The sequence below is a fragment of the Rhodoferax sp. GW821-FHT09E07 genome (assembly GCF_059416145.1).
This window is the reverse complement of sequence record NZ_JBWKOP010000008.1, coordinates 1-19,365: the sequence shown is the minus strand read 5'-3', so window position 1 is coordinate 19,365 and position 19,365 is coordinate 1. Positions and strand designations below refer to the sequence as shown.

13 protein-coding genes and 1 pseudogene are annotated in these 19,365 nt (G+C 57.5%); 8 read left to right on the top strand and 6 right to left on the bottom strand.

Features of this window, described 5'->3' with window-relative positions; translation table 11 throughout:
• Window positions 1-18: 18 nt before the first annotated feature.
• The 3 genes from lspA to AC07OE_RS16200 form a co-directional block, all read right to left on the bottom strand.
• Window positions 19-531, bottom strand: a complete 513-nt coding sequence (gene lspA, locus AC07OE_RS16210) for a signal peptidase II (protein ID WP_495071613.1) — start codon at window positions 529-531, stop codon at window positions 19-21.
• Entirely contained in the window at window positions 531-3,419 is a 2,889-nt protein-coding gene (gene ileS, locus AC07OE_RS16205) for an isoleucine--tRNA ligase (RefSeq protein ID WP_495071612.1), read from the bottom strand. The genes lspA and ileS overlap by 1 nt, the downstream gene beginning before the upstream one ends.
• 93 nt (window positions 3,420-3,512) lie before the next feature.
• Window positions 3,513-4,499, bottom strand: coding sequence for a bifunctional riboflavin kinase/FAD synthetase (locus AC07OE_RS16200; RefSeq protein ID WP_495071611.1), 987 nt, complete (start codon window positions 4,497-4,499; stop codon window positions 3,513-3,515).
• 176 nt (window positions 4,500-4,675) lie between these two features.
• Between AC07OE_RS16200 and AC07OE_RS16195 the strand changes: the two genes are divergently transcribed.
• Both AC07OE_RS16195 and AC07OE_RS16190 read left to right on the top strand, forming a co-directional pair.
• Window positions 4,676-5,233, top strand: coding sequence for an HNH endonuclease (locus AC07OE_RS16195; protein ID WP_495071610.1), 558 nt, complete (start codon window positions 4,676-4,678; stop codon window positions 5,231-5,233).
• A gap of 10 nt (window positions 5,234-5,243) precedes the next feature.
• Window positions 5,244-5,654, top strand: coding sequence for a methylglyoxal synthase (locus AC07OE_RS16190; RefSeq protein ID WP_495071609.1), 411 nt, complete (start codon window positions 5,244-5,246; stop codon window positions 5,652-5,654).
• Between the two features lie 24 nt (window positions 5,655-5,678).
• On the opposite strand, the gene AC07OE_RS16185 is transcribed toward AC07OE_RS16190, so the two are convergent.
• Entirely contained in the window at window positions 5,679-7,148 is a 1,470-nt protein-coding gene (locus AC07OE_RS16185; RefSeq protein WP_495071608.1) for a DegQ family serine endoprotease, read from the bottom strand.
• A 545-nt stretch (window positions 7,149-7,693) separates the two neighbouring features.
• On the opposite strand from AC07OE_RS16185, the gene AC07OE_RS16180 reads away from it, so the two are divergent.
• Complete coding sequence (locus AC07OE_RS16180) at window positions 7,694-9,772, top strand: putative bifunctional diguanylate cyclase/phosphodiesterase (protein WP_495071607.1); 2,079 nt, start codon at window positions 7,694-7,696, stop codon at window positions 9,770-9,772.
• A gap of 34 nt (window positions 9,773-9,806) precedes the next feature.
• Window positions 9,807-11,087 carry an ABC transporter substrate-binding protein gene (locus AC07OE_RS16175; RefSeq protein WP_495071606.1) on the top strand — a complete coding sequence of 427 codons (1,281 nt, stop codon included), beginning with the start codon at window positions 9,807-9,809 and terminating at the stop codon, window positions 11,085-11,087.
• A 255-nt stretch (window positions 11,088-11,342) separates the two neighbouring features.
• Here the strand turns inward: AC07OE_RS16175 and AC07OE_RS16170 are convergent, their stop codons facing one another.
• Window positions 11,343-12,839 carry a hybrid sensor histidine kinase/response regulator gene (locus tag AC07OE_RS16170; protein WP_495071605.1) on the bottom strand — a complete coding sequence of 499 codons (1,497 nt, stop codon included), beginning with the start codon at window positions 12,837-12,839 and terminating at the stop codon, window positions 11,343-11,345.
• Between the two features lie 13 nt (window positions 12,840-12,852).
• Window positions 12,853-14,874 carry an ATP-binding protein gene (locus AC07OE_RS16165; protein ID WP_495071604.1) on the bottom strand — a complete coding sequence of 674 codons (2,022 nt, stop codon included), beginning with the start codon at window positions 14,872-14,874 and terminating at the stop codon, window positions 12,853-12,855.
• A 320-nt stretch (window positions 14,875-15,194) separates the two neighbouring features.
• Here AC07OE_RS16165 and AC07OE_RS16160 point away from each other — a divergent pair, with 320 nt between their 5' ends.
• The 4 genes and pseudogenes from AC07OE_RS16160 to AC07OE_RS16145 all read left to right on the top strand — a co-directional run bounded on the left by AC07OE_RS16160 (window position 15,195) and on the right by AC07OE_RS16145 (window position 19,310).
• Entirely contained in the window at window positions 15,195-16,061 is an 867-nt protein-coding gene (locus AC07OE_RS16160; RefSeq protein WP_495071603.1) for a CheR family methyltransferase, read from the top strand.
• 185 nt (window positions 16,062-16,246) lie between these two features.
• Window positions 16,247-16,564: pseudogene (locus AC07OE_RS16155) on the top strand (chemotaxis protein CheD); the annotation flags it as partial.
• Window positions 16,552-17,628 (top strand): protein-glutamate methylesterase/protein-glutamine glutaminase, encoded by a 1,077-nt coding sequence (locus tag AC07OE_RS16150; RefSeq protein ID WP_495071602.1) that lies wholly within the window; start codon window positions 16,552-16,554, stop codon window positions 17,626-17,628. The pseudogene AC07OE_RS16155 and the gene AC07OE_RS16150, both read left to right, overlap by 13 nt.
• On the top strand, window positions 17,628-19,310 hold the full coding sequence (locus AC07OE_RS16145; protein WP_495071601.1) for a putative bifunctional diguanylate cyclase/phosphodiesterase: 1,683 nt from the start codon (window positions 17,628-17,630) through the stop codon (window positions 19,308-19,310). The genes AC07OE_RS16150 and AC07OE_RS16145 overlap by 1 nt, the downstream gene beginning before the upstream one ends.
• The last annotated feature ends 55 nt before the right edge of the window (window positions 19,311-19,365 follow it).

Sequence of the window (19,365 nt, the reverse complement as noted above, 5' to 3'; positions counted from 1 at the left end):
GGCAGTCCTTGCAGGGGTTTAGCGCGTGCGGCGAACGCGCAGCAGTTCGTCCAGAATCAGGCAGGCTGCACCGATGGAGATCGCGCTGTCCGCCACGTTGAACGCCGGAAAGTGCATGCCGGCCCAGTGGAAGTCCAGAAAGTCCACCACATAGCCGTGCAGCACGCGGTCCAGCACATTGCCCACCGCGCCGCCCAAAATGCATGCCATGGCAAAGCTGAATAGCTTTTGCCCGGCGTGCGAGCGCAGCATCCAGATGATGACCGCGGCCGCCACCACGCCCAGCGCGGTGAAGAACCAGCGCTGCCAGCCCGAGGCGCCGGCCAGGAACGAGAATGCCGCGCCCGTGTTGTGCGCCCGCACGACGTTGAAGAAGCTGGTCACATAGGTGCTGTCACCCAGGTGGTAGTAACCCATGATCAGCACTTTGGTGAACTGGTCCACCAGCAGCACGATGAAGGCAAGCCCCAGCCACTGCCATAGGCCCTGGCTGCTGCTGCCCCCGCTGAAGGATTTGCCGCCGCGCGCCATCAGGCGTACACCCGCTTTTCGCCAGCGCCGTAGAGGTTGCTGGTGCAGCGGCCACACAGCGTGGGGTGCACGGCGTCCACGCCAATGTCTTGCCGATAGTGCCAGCAGCGCTCGCACTTGGTGCCGTTAGATGCGGTAACCCCGATGGACTGTGCGCCACCAGCTACCAAAGTGATAGCGGAGGTGATGAACACAAACTTCAGGTCATCGCCCAGACTGCTCAGCAGGGCGAACTCTTCGGTCGGCACAGTCAGCGTCACTTCGGCTTGCAGGGACGCACCCACCTGGCCTGCAGCACGCAGGGTTTCGATGTCCTTGTTGACGGCTTCGCGCACCGCGCGGATGCGGTCCCACTTGGCCAGCAGGGCCTCGTCGGGTGCGGCGAACTGCACGTAGCTGTCCATGAAAATGGACAGCTTGGTGGCCGCAGGCGTCTTGCCTTCTGCGCCCAACACGGCCCAGGCTTCCTCGGCGGTAAAGCTGAGGAAGGGCGCCATCCAGCGCAGCATGGCCTGGGTGATCTGCCACAGCGCAGTCTGCGCGGAGCGGCGGGCCAGGCTGTTGGCGCCGGTGGTGTAGAGGCGGTCTTTCAGGATGTCGAGGTAGAACGCGCCCAGGTCTTCGCTGCAGTAGACCTGCAGCTTGGAGACCACGGGGTGGAACTCGTACACCTCGTAGTGCGCCAGGATGTCGGCCTGCAACTGGGCTGCGCGGCTCAGGGCGTAGCGGTCGATTTCCAGCAGCTGGTCGGCGCTCACGCTGTCCTTGGCCGGGTCAAAGTCGGACACGTTGGCCAGCAGGAACTTGAGCGTGTTGCGCACGCGGCGGTAGGTGTCCACCACGCGGGCCAGGATCTTGTCGTCGATGTTCAGGTCGCCGGAGTAGTCGGTGCTGGCCACCCACAGGCGTGCGATTTCGGCGCCCAGCTTGCTGGTTACGGTTTGCGGGTCTACCGTGTTGCCCAAGCTCTTGCTCATCTTGCGGCCCTGGCCGTCGGTGGCAAAGCCGTGGGTCAGCAGGCCGCGGTAGGGTGCGCGGTCGTAGAGCGCGCAGCCCAGCAAGAGCGAGCTGTGGAACCAGCCGCGGTGCTGGTCGTGGCCTTCGAGGTAGAGGTCAGCCTCGGGCCCTTCGGTGTGGAAGGGGGGGCGGGCGTAGGCGTCTTTGTGGCTGCCGCGCAGCACATGCTGGAAGGTGCTTCCGGAGTCGAACCACACTTCCAGAATGTCGGTGCTCTTGGTGTAGCTCGGCGCATCGGCCGCGCCCAGGATTTCCTCAGCGGTCACACGGCTCCAGGCCTCGATGCCACCCTTTTCAACGATGTCGGCCGCCTGGTCCAGGATCTCCATGGTGCGGGGGTGCAGCTCGCCGCTGTCTTTGTGCATGAAGAAGGGGATGGGCACGCCCCAGCTGCGTTGGCGGCTGATGCACCAGTCGGGCCGGTTGGCGATCATGTCGCGCAGGCGGGTGCGGCCGTTCTCCGGGTAGAAGCTGGTGTGTTCGATCGCGTCCAGCGCCAGCTGGCGCAGGGTCTTGGGCGCCTTGTCCTTGGTGAACACGCCGGGGCCTTCGTCCATGCGAACAAACCACTGGGCGGCGGCGCGGTAGATCACCGGCGTCTTGTGGCGCCAGCAGTGTGGGTAGCTGTGGGTGATGCCCACGGTCGCCATCAGGCGGCCGTGTTCGCGCAGCGTGTTGATGACGTTGGCACAGGCCTTCCAGATGTGCTGGCCGCCGAACAGGGGCAGCTCTTCGGCGTAGACGCCGTTGCCCAGCACGGGGTTGAGGATCTGGTCGTATTTCAGGCCGTTGGCGATGCAGCTGTTGAAGTCGTCCACGCCATAGGCGGGCGAGGAGTGCACGATGCCGGTGCCGTCGCCGTCGCTCACATAGTCCGCCAGATACATCGGCGACAGGCGCTTGTAGCTGTATTCGTTGCCGCTCTCAGGCAGATCATAGAGTGGGTGGCGGAACACTTGGCCGCGCAGGGCTTCGCCCTTGGCAGTCGCCAGCACCGTGCCGGTCAGGCCGAAGCGCTCCAGGCACTTCTCGACCAAGTTGGCACCGAGCAGCAGCACGCCCTTGGGCGTGTCCACCAGCGCGTACTCCAATTCGGGGTGGGCGTTGAGCGCCTGGTTGGCGGGGATGGTCCAGGCGGTGGTGGTCCAGATGACGGCGAAGGCCTGCTTGCCGGCGGGCAGGGCGCTCAGGCCGAAGGCCTGGGCCAGGCCAGCCGCGTCGTTGGACTCGAAGGCCACGTCCAGCGTGTCGCTCTTCTTGTCGGCGTATTCGATTTCAAACTCGGCCAGACTGGAGCCGCAGTCAAAGCACCAGTACACGGGCTTGAGGCCGCGGTACACAAAGCCGCGTTCGATGACGCGTTTGAACGCGCGGATTTCACCGGCCTCGTTCTTGAAGTCCATGGTGCGGTAGGGGCGCTCCCAGTCGCCCAGCACGCCCAGGCGCTTGAAGTCCTCGCGCTGCTGGTCGATCTGCTCGGTGGCGAAGGCGCGGCTCTTGGCCTGCATGTCGTCACGGCTCAGGTTACGGCCGTACAGTTTTTCGATGGCGTTCTCGATGGGCAGGCCATGGCAGTCCCAGCCGGGGATGTATTGCGCATCAAAGCCGGCGAGCTGCTTGCTCTTGACGATCATGTCCTTGAGGACCTTGTTCAGCGCGTGGCCGATGTGCAGCTTGCCGTTGGCGTAGGGCGGGCCGTCGTGCAGCACGAACAGGGGGGCGCCGGCGCGGGCATCGCGCAGCTTCTTGTACAGGCCTTCTTCGTTCCACTGTTTGACCCAGGCCGGTTCGCGCTTGGGCAGGTCGCCGCGCATGGGGAAGGGGCTGTCGGGCAGGTTCAGGGTGCTGCGGTAATCTTGCTTGTCAGTCATGGCGAATCTCGATGGGGGTTGGATGGCCTGCGGCAGTCGTGCCAAGGCAGGCGATGGGGCAAGACGCGGGGCAAGGTGCGTCGGGCGGCCCCGTCAAATTCGGGTGCTGATGTGGGACTGGAGCCAGGCACGTGCATCGTCGCGGTCTTTTTGAATGCCCTGGGTGAGGGCGTTCAGACCGTCGTACTTGAGTTCGTCGTGCAGTTTGTGTAGCAGTTCCACGCGGATGATTTTACCGTAGGCCCCCTCAGGGCCCAACTCAGAAGGCCAGTCCAGGCAATGGGTCTCCAGCAGCACGCGCCCGCCGTTCACATCGGTCGGGTCCAGCGAAGGGCGCACGCCCAGATTGGCCACGCCCTGCAACGGTTTCGCCGCCAAGCCGTGTACTAGCACCACAAAGATGCCGCTGGCGGCCGGTTTCCAGTGGGCAAAGCGCAAATTCAGGGTCTTGAAGCCCAGCGTGCGGCCCAGCTTGCGCCCGTGCACCACGTGGCCGGAGATGCAGTAGGGCCGGCCCAGCAGACGGGCGGCGGCAGCCATGTCGCCACGGCCCAGGGCCTCGCGCACGGCGGAGCTGGAGACGCGCAAGCCATGCACCTCATAGCTGTTCATGCGCGCCACGTCAAAGCCCTGGGCATCGCCCGCGGCGTCCAGCACGGTGTAGTCGCCGGCACGGGCCTTGCCGAAGCGGAAATCGTCGCCCACGAGCACATAGCGTGCGCCCAGGCCGCCTCGCAGCACCTGGTCAATGAACTCTTGCGGGCTTTGGTTGGCAAACCGGGCGTCAAAGGGCAGCACCACGGTCTGGTCCACGCCGGCCTTGGCCAGGTCTTCCAGCTTGTCGCGCAGGGTGCCTACGCGGGCGGGGGCCAGCTCGGGTTTTTTGTGCAGTTCGGCGAAATAGTCGCGCGGGTGGGGCTCGAAGGTCAGCACGCAGCTAGGCACTCCGCGCTGCTGGGCTTCGCCCTTGAGCAGGGCCAGCATGGCCTGGTGGCCCCGGTGGACACCGTCAAAGTTGCCAATCGTGACCGCACTGGCGCTGGCGACGCCCGGGTGCTTGAAACCGCGGAAAACCTTCATGAGTTGTTATCTTTTTGATAGCAGGCCGCGCAAACGCTGCCGGGGCTTGAAGCCAATTTGTCATGGAAACACTGTATATTGTCACCTAGCAGGGCCCAGACGCATGTCTGGCGCGCACTTGCAGACATTTGGCAGTCCGTGTTGGTGGTAGGTTTTACCGTTGATGGAGGCGTTGCGTGAAAGTCTTGAAGTTGTCGGCCCAGGGGCTTCCCCAGTCCTGGATCTCGCTGGAACAGGCGGTGATCCACTACGCTTCCGGCGAGGTGCGCTGGGAGTCGGGGGGCGAGGTCGCCGTGTTCCACGGCGGGCACAACGCCGTCACGGGCCAGCAGTCCATCGTGCGGGTCAACAGCATCATCGGCACGCGGGGTGTACCCAATATCAACCCCTTCAACCTGCGCCCCGGCCTGACCAACGCCAAGCTCTTCATCCGCGACCGTAATGTGTGCGCCTACTGCGGTGGCCATTTCCACGAGAGCGAGCTGACCCGCGAGCACATCATCCCGTTTGCCCAGCACGGCATCGACACCTGGATGAACGTGGTCACGGCCTGCAAACCCTGCAACCACCGCAAGAGCCACCGCACGCCCGAGCAGGCCCACATGCCCTTGCTCTACACGCCCTATGTGCCCAGTCTGTGGGAGGACTTCATCCTGCGCAACCGCCGCATCCTGGCGGACCAGATGGAGTTTTTGATGGCGCATGTGCCCAAGTCCTCGCGCTTGCTGGATTAGCATTGGGGGCATGAGCAACGCCCCCGCAACTCCCACACCCTCTGACCGCCCGCGCATCGCGCTGATTGCGCACGATCGCAAAAAAGACACCATGGTCGAACTCGCCAAAGAGTTCGCCCCCTACCTGCAGCAGTGCAAGCTGATGGCTACCGGCACCACGGGCGGCCGGCTGGTCAACGAAGTGGGGCTGAATGTGGAGCGCATGCTCAGCGGCCCCTGGGGCGGCGACCTGCAGATCGGTGCGCGGCTGGCCGTGGGCGAGGTGGATGCGGTCATCTTCCTGCGCGACCCCATGACACCCCAACCCCACGAACCCGACATCAACGCCCTGGTGCGGGCCTGCGACGTGCACGATGTGCCCTGCGCCACCAACCTGTCCAGTGCGCGCCTGGTGCTGGCGCAAATGCTCCTGAAACTATAGCTGCTGGCGCAGGCGCCACGGGGGCTAGCCCAGGTTTAGAGGCACGAACAACCGGGCATCGTCACGCAGCACCAGCAAAGCCAGTTTCTTGCGGTTTTGGCTCAATTGGGCCTTGAGGCTGTCCACCCCCGCCATCTCGCCATTCACCGACAGGATGACGTCACCCGGGCGCAGTCCGGCACGTTTGGCCGGGCCATCGGCCACGTCTTCCACCACCAGGCCGCCCGCCACCTGTGCTTCATTGCGCTCCTGCCGCGTGAGGGGGCGCACGGCCAGGCCCAATTGCTTATCCGACGCCGGGCTGGCTTCGGGTGCAGCTTGCGCCACGTCCATCTGGCCCACGCTCAGGCTGATGTCCTTGGTCTGGCCCTTGCGCCAGACAGTGACGCTGACCTTGGCACCTGGCGCGGTGTCCGACACTAGCGGCGGCAACTCGGATGATTGGCTCACTGCGGTGCCGTTGAACTTCAGGATTACGTCACCGGGCTGCAGGCCAGCCTTGTCGGCCGCCGTGCCTTTTTCCACCGCGTTCACCAGCGCACCCGTGGGCTTGTCCAACCCGAAGGACTCGGCCAGCTCGGGGCTGACTTCCTGAATGGTGACGCCCAGGCGGCCGCGCGTGACCTTGCCGTGCGCGAGCAACTGGCCTTCCACCTTCATGGCCACGTCAATCGGGATGGCGAAGCTCAGACCCTGGTAGCCACCGCTGCGGCTGTAGATCTGCGAGTTGATGCCGATGACTTCGCCCGCCAGGTTGAACAGCGGGCCACCCGAGTTGCCGGGGTTGATGGCTACATCGGTCTGCAGGAAGGGCACATAGCCCTCATCCGGCAAGGTGCGCGACTTGGCCGACACAATGCCCGCGGTCACCGTGTTCTCAAACCCGAAGGGCGAGCCAATGGCCACCACCCATTCGCCCACGCGGGCGGCCTTGGGATCGCCAATCTTCACGGTGGGCAGGTCCTTGGCGTCGATCTTCAGCACCGCCACATCGGAGAGCTTGTCCAGCCCGATGACCTTGGCCTTGAACTCACGCTTGTCGCGCAGCTTCACGGTCACTTCGTTGGCGTCGGCCACCACATGGGCGTTGGTCAGCACCACGCCATCCGACTTGACAATGAAGCCCGAGCCGGTGCCGTGCGTGGGCGTCTCACTGGGGCCGTTGGGGCCACCGGGAGCCTGGAAGCGGCGGAAGAACTCATAGAACGGGTCTCCGGGGTCCAGCTGTGGCAGGCCCGGCCGGGCACTGGTCTTGACCATGCCGGCCACGCTGATATTGACCACCGCCAGGCCCTGCTGCTCTGCAATGTCGGAGAAGTTGGGCGGGGCTGGCGTGTGCGCATCGGCGCTGCGTGCCAGTGCCGCGGGAGCCGCGTCCGCCACTGGGGGCGGCAAGCTGCGCTGGGAGAGTGCGTAGCCCCCCATGAGGCAACTGGAGATCAGTAACCCAGCCACCGTGGCTTTGACGTACATCAATTTCTGTTTGGCTTTCATGGTGAAGTACCTCCGTCAGAAAGAATATGGCTATGGAGCGCCGCGCCGCACACTGATTGCGCGGGCGACTCTCCCGCAGGTAGGGTGAGAGGTGCAAATTTCTAGAGGGGTTCCTTGGCCGATTGCAAAGAACTGTGAAGAATGTGTTGCTCCAAAAATGGGACGGCTTGGACAAAGAGCTTGTGGGTCACCAGCACGTCACTACGGCCCACTCTTCCAAAGACATGGCTGGAGAGTCTTGAGCAGGAAATTGTGGCGGTTCAGCCTCGTGACCTTGCGCAGGTCGGCTAGGCCCTGTCGCTACACCTAAACCGCGCCGAGCACCACCCTTTTTATCCCTACGGTCTGTAGTCATTTGCTGACGTGAATTTCAGGAATGTCTGATAGCCATAGCTCTTCCGATCCTCCATTCTTGGAAGGAGCCGAGGTGCACGTTGCTTCAAAGCGATCGCCAGGAGAAGGTGATTCTGAACTCTGCAAGCAAATCTGATGAAAGATCAGGTCAATACGCAATGGGAGCATGAGAATAGTATTGAGATCCCCTCATGAAATATAGTCATATCGGAAAAATTGATCGTGCTTCACTTGATCGGTATATTAAATCGGCTTCTCGCTATTATGTGAGTGCATTAACTGCGATTGCGATCGTAGCGCTAATCATCTATGCTGCCATGCAGCTTGTCCTTGATCGGCATTCTGTGCAGCAAAACGTAAGTTTTCTCACCAGTAATCAATTCATTAAATTTCAGCAACTGGCCAATACGGCGCGCGCATTAATGCGTGCATCTGCAGACGAAACTATTCCAGGCAAAGTGCTTGATAAGTTAACCGAAGAGATGCACCACGAGATCATAGAACTCAGAGATATTAATGCGCAATTACTTATTTTTCATCTCCGTCTCGACAAGAATTCTGCGCCCAGCGATCTTGATATTCGTCTTCAAACATTTTTAGAGCGGGCAGAGCGACTAGCCGATATTGACCATATTAGTCGTGGTCGCCGTTACGCCTTTTGGGGCCCCATTGATTTTGCCACTGCGTCGGATGGTGTCATCATGCGTAGCTTTCAAGAGCAGATTCAAAAATCATTTTCCATGAGCGAGGCGAGTATCAGCACGGCAAAGAGCATCAGCGCATTGCTGATCTTGTCGCCTCTGGTTGCACTATTCATCGTGGGTATTTTTGTCTTAATGCCATTATTAAAAAAACTACGGACAGAGTATGAAAGAAAGAAAATATTTGAACAAGAATTGTCAATTCGTGCACATAGGGATGAGCTGACTAATCTGCCTAACCGCATGTCATTTAATCAGATGTTTGATCAACTTGTGAAGCTCAAAAGCCCGGATGAAGGATATTTGAAGAGTGACTCGTTTGTACTCCTTTTGATTGATCTGGATCATTTTAAGTCGGTTAATGACATATTTGGGCATCAGACCGGAGATGCGCTGTTGGTCGAAGCTGCAAAGCGAATTTCCTCAGCTTTGGAGGGCGGATCTTTTGCCGCGCGCTTGGGAGGAGACGAGTTTGCGATTTTATTGCCCAATCTTTCCAACCCAGTCGAGGCCGAAGAAGTCGCTTTGCGAGTACGCAAAAATTTATCGAAACCTTTTATTACCGATGGACACACGCTTCGTATATCCGGCAGTATCGGTGGTGCCATGTTCCCTGATCACGGAACGAGCGCCGGTAATATTATTCGGTGTGCTGATTTGGCCCTTTATGCAGCAAAAACAAAGCGTAACAACGTGATCATCTTCAATGAGGAAATGATGGCGGACCGTCTTGCAGAAAGTGAGCTCCGAACCGCGTTGTTCAAGGCTGTCGAGAACGATGATCTCGTTGTTTATTATCAACCTAAAATTAATATTCAAAACAACCAAGTGGCGTTTGAAGCGCTGGTACGGTGGCCTCATCCCGAATACGGCATTCTATCGCCGGGACGTTTTTTGCATCTCTTCAATACCGGATCATCGATTACATCGATGACGGAGTGTGTCGTCAATCAGGTAGCCCAAGACATCCGACGCTGGCGTGATAAGGGGCTATCACCTGGAAGTGTGGCAATCAATATGCCCGAAGCTATTTTGATTTCCGGAGTGGCCTTCGACATGCTGGCCCATGCAGTGAAATGTCACGAAATCGAGTGGAGTGACTTCGCGATTGAAATTACGGAAGATGTTTTTATGAGTAAATATACGGAACAAATTTCGGCAACCGTCATCAGATTGCGCGAGCTTGGAGTATCAATCGCGCTTGACGATTTTGGGACTGGTTTTGCATCTCTGACCAATCTGCGGGATTTCCCATTTGACGACATTAAGATTGATCGTAGCTTTATTTTTAATATAGGAGTTGATGCAAAATCAGAACAAATTATTAAATCGATGATTGATCTAGCCAGAAATCTGGGGAATAACAGTATTGCTGAGGGCGTGGAGACTGAGGCACAGTTGCTGTTTTTGCAACAAGCAGGGTGTAATATTATGCAAGGATATTTCTTTGCACAACCGCAACCATTCGAAATGGTAACGCGTGGGTTGGAATTAGGTGAATTTCCGTATGATTCGTTTGATCTAGCACAATATCGAGACCAGGCCGTTGCATGCAGCGTTTCAAGGTAATTTTATAAAATCCCCTTACTAAAAAGAGTTGATAATGAAAAGAAGCATGTATTATTTTTTTTCGCGATGCGTGGCCTTGCTGTTCCCGTTGTCACTAATATCATTCGTGCATGCCGAATCACCTTCGGTAACTAGCAATAGTACCGTTCAACCCAGCATAGAGGTGACGCATTTCTGGATTTCACGAAGTGAAAGCAATGCCCTTGATGTATATCGCGGCGCTTGGAAGAATCTTGGTGGCAAATGGATCGATACGCCGACCAAGGATAAGCAAGCTGAATTGAAAATGGTCTCTGATCGGATTGCCAATGGCTATCCTCCTACTGTCATGCAATGGCACGCGAATGAAGGTAGCAAGGAACTGCCGATGATGGGTATCATCCAGGATATCGAAGAAGTCGCAACCGCCGATCGCTGGCGAGAATTTCTTCCTCAAATTGTGCTTAATCAGATAAGCTACAAAGGGCATATTTATTTTGCGCCGACCAATATTCACGCGGAGAACTGGATATGGTCTAACGCAAAGATATTTGACAAGCTAAAACTCCCCTCTCCGACAAGTTGGGACGGTATTCTCGATAGCGCCGCCAAAATCAAAGCCGCCGGTTATACCCCTGTTGCACTTGGATCTGGCACATGGGAGATCTCTCTTATCTTCAATGACATTGTGTATTCTGTTTATGGCCCTGGTGGGTATGCACGCTTGATGGCCGCAGGCGATCCGAGTTTCGCAATGCGCCCTGAGATGTTAAAAGCGCTTGGCATTTTGCGGCGTCTCAGTGCTTTTGTTCCTACTGAGCGCACTGGTAAGTCGTGGGCCGACGCGGCACTCTCTGTTGGTCGGGGAAAGGCTGGAATGCAGTTCATGGGTGACTATGCCAAGGGCGAACTAACTGCAGCCGGACTTGTTGTCGATAAGGACTATCGTTGCTCGTTGGCACCGGGGACAGAATCAGTATATTTTGTCGTCATTGATGCGTTTGCTTTTCCGTCCACCAATAATGACCAAGACCGCCAATCCCAGCTTCGCTTTGCGCGCCAAGTCATGAATGTTGACAATCAACTTGCCTTTAATCGCTCAAAGGGATCGATTCCGGTGCGAACCGATATTCAACGTAAAACGCTGGATGCCTGCGGAAAAATCGGTTTGGATTTGATTTCGCGTCCAAACACCCAAGTTTCGGCTCAATCCATGATCATGCCCTCGCAAATGTCCCAAGGGTGGATTGATATCGTTGCAGATTTCTTCAATGATCCAAAGATCACTCCCGAGAGTGCTCAGCGTCAGTTAGCGGATGTCTTGTCGCACAAATGACCTAGAAAGGGGCGGAAAATGGGCGGATGTCTGCCGTCTGCCGTGAGACCATGATGCGCATCCACTGCCTCCAACGGTGGCTCTAAGCGACCAGGCGATGGAGGAGGCGCTGTGTGAGATGCCCACCTCCTTACTGCCGCACCCGAAATGCACTGGACCAAAAAAGCAACCAGGAGCTGCGTTTGATTCCGTCAAATGAAAAAAGCAGAACCGCTAGTTCAGCAGTGGTTTTGTAGACCTACCCTAGGCGAGTTGCTAACCAGGAATGCGTACTTCGATGCGAACGCCCTTTCCCGGGGCGGTGCTGATAGAAAATTCTCCGCCAAGTAGTTCGATGCGTTCCTGCATACCAAGCAACCCGAATGACTTACCCCGGTTCACCGACGGATCAAATCCGTGGCCGTCATCACATATTTCGAGACAGCACTGAGAGTTGTCCTGCCCGACGGTAATGTCTACGGTGGTAGCTTGCGCATGGCGGGCAACGTTGGTCAGAGCTTCTTGCACGACGCGGTACATTGCGATCAATGCCTCTTTGGTCAACGAGCGGAACGGCTTGGGCAGGGTGACATTGCAGACCAGTCCTGTCGTCGTTCGGAATTGTTCGACCAGGCTGTCCAATGCCTCCCCGATGCCCATGTCGAGCACTGGCGGGCGAAGCGAAGCAGCAACATTGCGCACCACCTGGATGGTTCCGTGCGCGTTAGCGGTCAGCACTTCTAGGCGCTCGGCCAGCCAGGGATTGTCCTTTCCCATGTGGTACAGAATCGTGCTGAGCCCGAGGTGCAAGGCGGTCAAGTGCTGGCCAAGTTCATCATGCAGTTCATGGGCAATGCGCTTGCGCTCCTGTTCTCGGTCGGATTCGCGGCGGGAACTCAGTTCCCGAAGCTGGCTGTAGGACTCACGCAAACGCCGTTCAGCGTCTTTGCGTTCGCTGATATCGCGGGCAAGAGAAAGTGACAGGTCACGACCTTCGAAGCGGATGGCGCTGGCGGTGATTTCAACAGGATAAATCGTGCCGTCGCGTCGGCGGTGTCTGGTCTCGAAGGTAATGGAGCCTTCGGCCAAGATAAGTGCCGTGACTGAGTCAATCATTTCCGGTGAAAAGTCGGGATCAATCGCTGTCAGATCCATGCGACACAATTCCTCGGCGCCGTAGCCATGTGCACGGCAAGCTTCCTGGTTGACGTAGAAGAAACGGCCTTTTCCGTCCATCAAGTAGGCCGCTTCGCGGACCTGGTCAAGGGCGAAACTCACCAGGCTCAGTTGCCGGTTGCTTTCCTGCAGTTCGGCGGTACGCCGGGCCACCAACTCTTCCAATTCTGCCCGATAGTGTCGCAATTCCTCATTCTGGATTGTGACCTGCAACTGACTTCGTCGCAGATTGACATGCGTCGCGATGCGGGCCAGCAGTTCTTCGCGGCGGTAGGGCTTGGTGACGTAGTCAACCGCACCGAGCTCGAATCCGCGGATCTTGTCGGCGGTCTCAGTCAAAGCACTGAAGAAGATAACCGGAACATCCCGCGTTTCTGGTTGTGCCCTGAGTTGCCGGCAAACTTCGAATCCGTCCATGTCCGGCATGCGGATGTCGAGCAATACGAGGTCGGGCGCCTGATGGGCAGCCGAGCGCAAGGCCAGTTCCCCGTTGATCGCCGAACGGACCGAGTAGCCTGCCTCCTTCAAGAGATCGGAGAGAACCTTCAGCGACGCTTCGGTGTCGTCAATCGCGAGAATGCTCCCTTTGCTCGGCACGGTGTTTCTTTGCTTAGATGTGCTCTTCGCCGAGTGCGTTCAGTATCGATTGGTAATCGAAACGCTCGACGAGGTCGGACAAGGTTCGGGCCAAGGCGGGGTCAAAGGTCTCTATATGGTGGACAAGGGCGGCAATGCGCTCGCCGTCGAGAGCCAATGCGGCATCGCCAAGATCTTTGCGGACATCGGGCGTCAAAGCGATCAGCATGTCCGGAGTGAGTTTTTCTGCAGGTTGGTTCGGTGCGGCCTGATCGGCCATCTGCCATTCGAGACCGAGCAAGTTGCCGATAATTTTCAGCAAGGCGTCCAACTGCACGGGTTTGCCGAGAAAGGCATCACAAGCCTCGGCAAATGCCTGTTTGCGCTCGCCGTCAGTGACCGTCGCCGATACTCCAATGATACGCATGGCATCGAACTTTGTGTGGCTCCGCAGTTCGCCGGCAGTTTCGATGCCATCTAGGTCCGGCATGACCAAGTCCAGCAAAAAGAGGTCGGGGGGTGATTCCTGGGCAAGGCGTATTGCTTCTCTGCCCGAGCTTGCCATTCTCACCTCGAAACCCAGGGGTACGAGGATATCCGCCAGCAGCACTACATTGATCGGGTTGTCGTCCACCACCAGCACATGTTTGCGTGCCCCAAGATAGCCGGAGATTTTTTTCTGCAGCGGTGCGCTGACCGTTTCGCCAGCAAGGGCAGCGGGCAGCGATGCATGGAAGCGAAATACGCTGCCCAAGCCAAGGTGACTGGTGGCCGTAACGTTTCCGCCCATCAGTGTGGCCAATCGGCGGCATATCGTCAGACCCAAGCCCGCGCCTTCCCGTCGCTGTGCTTCGGGAGCCAGTTGCGTGAAGGGTTCGAAGATCGTCTCCAACTTGTTCTCGGGTATGCCTATGCCCGTATCCGTCACTTCACACACTAGCGTACCGCCTTTGTCCGCTACATAGCTGGCGCGCAGTGTGACGTTGCCGACGCCGGTGAATTTGACCGCGTTGGCCATGAGGTTGAGCAAGATTTGCCGGACCCGGATCTCATCGCCCTGCACCCAGGGTGGAAGTGACGGGTCCGCCTCAAAGCGCAGGCCTAGGCCTTTCTGGATCGCCCGGGGGCGCGTAATGTCGATGACCTGCTCCAGCAGCTTGTCCAGTAAAAAGGGCGCAGGGGTGATCTCCATCTTCTGCGCTTCGATCTTGCTGAGGTCCAGTATGTCGCCAATCAGGGTCAGCAGGTGCTCGCCGCTGGCGTGCATGACTCCGAGCTGCCTGCGCTGCTGCCCGGTCATGTTGTCTTCCCGGGACAGTATTTGCGTATAGCCGAGGATGGCGTTGAGTGGCGTGCGCAACTCGTGGCTCATGTTGGAAAGGAAGACGCTTTTGGCGCTGTTGGCGGTTTCTGCTGCATCCTTGGCCTTGCGGATGTTCAGCTCCGCCACGATTGTGTCGATCATCAGCTTGCGTGTTGTCCAGCCATACAGCTGGCACATGATGAGGAGACCGATGGCCATGATGCCAAAGGGAAGGGGGACGGTTGTGCCGAAAAGGCCCGACAGGATCGTCGACGCGAGCATCCCAGAGGTGAATATGGCCAGACAGCCCCGGTGCGCGGCGAGCGCCTGTGTGGACGCAATGGCAACGATTCCGATGGCAACCAGCTGCAGAGCCAAGGTAATGGGGGCATCTGTCAAACCGGGAAGCAGGATGACACTTCCCCAGACGCTGCCACTGATTGCCTGGCTGACCATGAGAAATCCTGTGAGGCGCCGGCGTTGGGTGGGTTGTTCGAACGATTTTTGCAGGAAGAAACTGATCGTCGCATTGGTCATTTCCGCTGACACAAGCACCGCCAGCCATGTCAAAAGAAAATCGTGGCGGATCACATCCTTCAAAAACAGTGCCTGCGGCCCGTATCCGAGAAATGAAAACAAACCGGATGCCATCTCTTGCTTGCCCAAGCGTCGGGCAAGGTCTCTTTCGACCAATTCCCGGTTCTCGTCCAAAATGGTTGACACCGGTACCTGGGCGTTAGGAGGGCTTTCCATGGTGGGGTCGTTTTGGCTATCTTGGTGGTGGAGTTCAGGTGCTTTTAACGGGCTCGTGCCAAGGCAGCGACAGGCCTGAAAACCCTGCTATTTAGGTCGTGTGCCATTGCCCTACCGGATTATTGCCGTTGCGGAGCGGGATTGTGCAATTGGAAATAAGAAAAGTTGTCGATTCCCGGGTAAGGAAATCCTTATATGCGATTGCTGAATCCCTACAGAACAAACAAGATTGCCTGATAGGCGGCATCTCCAATCTGGGCCATTCTTCTTCCACTGTTCTTCGTTTTAAGGCGAACGGATTTTGACAGTGGGGAAAATCAATGTCGGTGTCGGCAGAAAAATATAAGTCCGTGCCCCGTCACAACAATGGTGTGCTGGCAGGTGTAGTGGTCTTGCAGGATAGGGAGTTCGCGCAGTTCAGTGACATGATGTACCGTATTGCCGGCATCAGCATGGCCCCGACCAAGAAACCGCTGGTTTCCAGTCGCCTAGCCAAGCGACTGAAACACCACAACCTAGGCAGCTACGCCGACTACTTCCGGTTGATCAATTCACCCCAGGGAAAGGACGAATTGCAGATGGCGGTGGACATGTTGACCACCAACGAGACGCACTTCTTTCGTGAACCCAAGCACTTTGATTTTTTGCGCCAGCGCATCATTCCCGAACGCCCCAAGGGCATGAGTTTTCGTGTGTGGAGCGCGGCGTGCTCCAGTGGTGAGGAGCCCTACAGCATTGCCATGGTTCTCGACGAGTTGCTGGGAAACCAGCCCTGGGAGGTGGTGGCGTCTGACATCAGCACCCGTATTCTGGACAAGGCGCGCAATGGTCTGTTCAGTCTGGAGCGTTTGCCTGAGATCCCCAGGCCATACCTAAGCCGCCATTGTCTCAAGGGGGTTGGCGAATACGACGGTACCTTGTTAATTGATAAAACCTTGCGTGAACGTGTACGTTTCTTGCAACACAACCTGACGGATGTGCCCGCGAAGCTCGGTGAGTTCAATGTGATATTTCTGCGCAACGTGATGATTTATTTTGATCAGGAAACTAAGCAAAAAGTGATGAAAAATCTGTTGCCCTTGCTTCGTCCTGGTGGCTATTTCTTGGTGGGGCACTCGGAGACGCTCAATGGGATCACAGTCGAGGTTAAACCCGTTGCGCCGGCGATATACAGAAAGCCCGACTGATGCACAAACCGGCAAACACTGTTGACATTTTTCTGCAGCCGGGCGGTGTCTTTTTTGGGGTACGCGATACACGCATACGAACCTTGTTGGGCTTTTGCGTGGTCATCACGATGTGGCGCCCTGGCCGGTGGCATGTGTCATTACATGTTGCCACGCATTCTGCGTGAAAGACCGCATGCCACTGTGCCGATGAAGCCATGGAGTTAATGTTGCGCGAGATACGCGAAGCCTGCACCACACCTATGGAATACCAGGCCAAGCTTTTTGGTGGCGGGCATATATTCTCTGCACATCAAACTGTTGGCGTTGATCATGTAGGCAAAAAAAATGTGGAGATGGCGCGCGCGTTAATGAAGCGCCATGGCTTTTTGATACACGCCGAACACTTAGGGGGAGCAGGGAATCGCAACCTGATGTTTGACTTGTGGAATGGTCGCGTTTGGATGCGCCACGAACCACCGGTGCTTGGCGACATTTCAAAAGGCGTGCTATGCGCGCAGTGAAGGTGTTGATCGTCGATGATTCCGCCGTGGTACGCCAGGTGCTCACGGCAACTCTGGGTGAGGACCCGGGAATCGAAGTGATTGGGGCTGCGTCCGACCCCGTGTTTGCCATGGAGCGTATGCGCATTCAATGGCCGGATGTGATTGTGCTGGATGTGGAGATGCCGCGCATGGACGGAATCACCTTTCTAAAAAAACTCATGGCCGAGAGTCCCACGCCCGTGGTGATTTGCTCTACGCTGACCGAAAAGGGCGCGACTACCACCATGCAGGCGCTGGCGGCCGGGGCGGTCAGCATCGTCACCAAGCCCACACTGGGCCTCAAACAGTTCCTGCATGACACCTCCAATGATTTGATCAGCGCGGTCAAGGCAGCAGCGCGCGCCAATGTGCGCCGTTTGGTCCCGGCCGGTGCGCAGCACACCGTGCCGCCCAAGCTGTCGGCTGACGCGGTGCTGTCCGCATCCACCCACGCCATGGCAGAGACCACAGATCGGGTGGTGGCAATTGGAACCTCCACCGGAGGCACCCAGGCGCTCGAAGCTGTGCTCACCTCGCTGCCTCGCGTGTGCCCAGGTCTTGTGATCGTTCAGCATATGCCGGAAAAATTCACAGAGGCCTTTGCTAACCGGCTTGACAGCTTGTGCAAGCTCGAAGTGCGTGAAGCAAAAAATGGCGATCGCGTCATGCCTGGGCGGGCGCTGATTGCCCCTGGGGGACGCCACATGCTGCTCAAGCGCAGTGGCGCCCAGTATCATGTGGAGATTGTCGATGGCCCGCCGGTGAGCCGCCACCGTCCCTCGGTTGACGTGCTGTTTCGTTCCGTGGCCAAGTGCGCGGGACGCAATGCACTGGGCATCATCATGACCGGCATGGGGGATGATGGTGCGCGTGGGTTGAGGGAGCTGCATGACACTGGCGCCCATACGCTGGCCCAGGATGAAGAGACCTGCGTGGTGTATGGCATGCCCAAGGAGGCTGTGAAACTCGGGGCTGTGGATCGGGTGTTGCCGTTGTATGACATCCCCGCGGAGATTCTTCGGGCGCTGCAGGGTAGGCGCTAATGGGCCGCTCGCTCACGCAGTCCGCTTGGGCCGACATGTCAGCCAGAGGACGTTTGTTTACGGATGTGTTCGAGTTCAGTTCGGACCCTTTGGTCGTTGTTGATCTGCGTGGCACGATTATTGAAGCTAACGCAGCCATGGCCAAGATGACAGGGGTTTCGTGTGCCCAGCTGCTGGGCAGCGAGTTTGTTCTTTATTTTTCTCAGCCTGAACTGGTTCTGCTGATTCTTCAGCGAATATTGCTGGAGCGGGAAGTGCGCGATAACGCTTGGAAAGTCGTAAATACAAGTGGTGGCGTGACGGACATTGTTTGCAATGCGACTCAATTTTGTGACGCGACGGGTGATGTGCATGGTATTTTCCTTGTGTTACGTGATGCAACGGACCTGCGGCAATACGAATCGCAGATGCTGTTTCAGGCCAGCTACGATGCTTTGACTGCCTTGCCAAACCGCAGATTCTTCTGTGAGCAACTGGAGCGGGCTATTGCGCTGTGCCGCGACCAGGTGCTGGGCATTTTGTTCATTGATCTCGACAACTTCAAGGATATCAACGACACATTGGGGCACGCCATTGGGGATGAGGTGCTCAAAGCCGTGGCCTGGCAGCTAATGTCCTCAATGGACACATCTGACACTGCGGCTCGGATGGGGGCTGATGGATTCTCTGTGCTGATCGGGGACGGCGGTAGCCAGCCGGCAATCGGCCAGCGGGTGAAAGCTTTGTTGAGCGAAGTTGCTCGACCACGTGTCATTGAAGGCCACGAAATCATTGTGAGTTGCAGCATTGGCGTCGCGATCTATTCCTTCAATCAGGGGGATGGCAATGCGCTACTGCGTAACGCTGAGGCCGCTATGTACCGAGCGAAAGACGCTGGAAGAAATCGAGCCCAGTGGTTCACCCCCGAAATGGATTCAGCCATACAAGGGCGCGTTGACCTCAGTAGCCGGTTGCGCAGTGCGCTCAAAAAGTCTGAGTTCACCTTGCATTTCCAGCCACGCGTGTCGCTGGCCAATGGGAAAGTGACCGGGGTTGAAGCGCTGATCCGCTGGTGTGCGCAGGATGCGGGTCCGATATCCCCCACCGATTTCATCCCCATAGCTGAACGCAATGGCATGATTCTGCCCATAGGGGAGTGGGTGTTGTTGGAGGCGTGCCACCAGGCACGGCAGTGGCAGGATGAGGGCCATCTCGCAGTCAACGTGGCGGTCAATCTATCCGTTCGCCAACTGCGGGACACCGACATCTTCAAGCTGGTCGTTCGCGTACTGGAGGAAACGGGCTTGCCAGCCCACTTGCTCGAACTTGAGCTGACCGAGAGCATGCTAGTGCACGATACTGCGCGGGTTTTACAAGCGCTGGAGGCATTGAGGGAGATTGGAGTCCGCCTCTCCATTGATGATTTTGGAACGGGTTATTCGTCGCTCAGTTACCTCAAGACCTTTCCGCTGGACTATCTCAAGATAGGCCGTTCCTTTGTGGCTGACTTGCCAGACGATTTGAATGATTGCGCCATTGTTCGAACCATTATTGACATGGCGCATACCTTGGGAATGAAGGTCATTGCGGAAGGTGTGGAAACACGTGCGCAACTGGATTTTTTGCTGGCACACGATTGCGATGAGATGCAGGGCTATTACTTCAGCAAACCATTACCGTATGAATCGCCCCGGGTTTCCTAGACAGACCTGAGTCTCAGGAAATATTGCTTCTCGAACTCTACAGGAGACAGGTCAT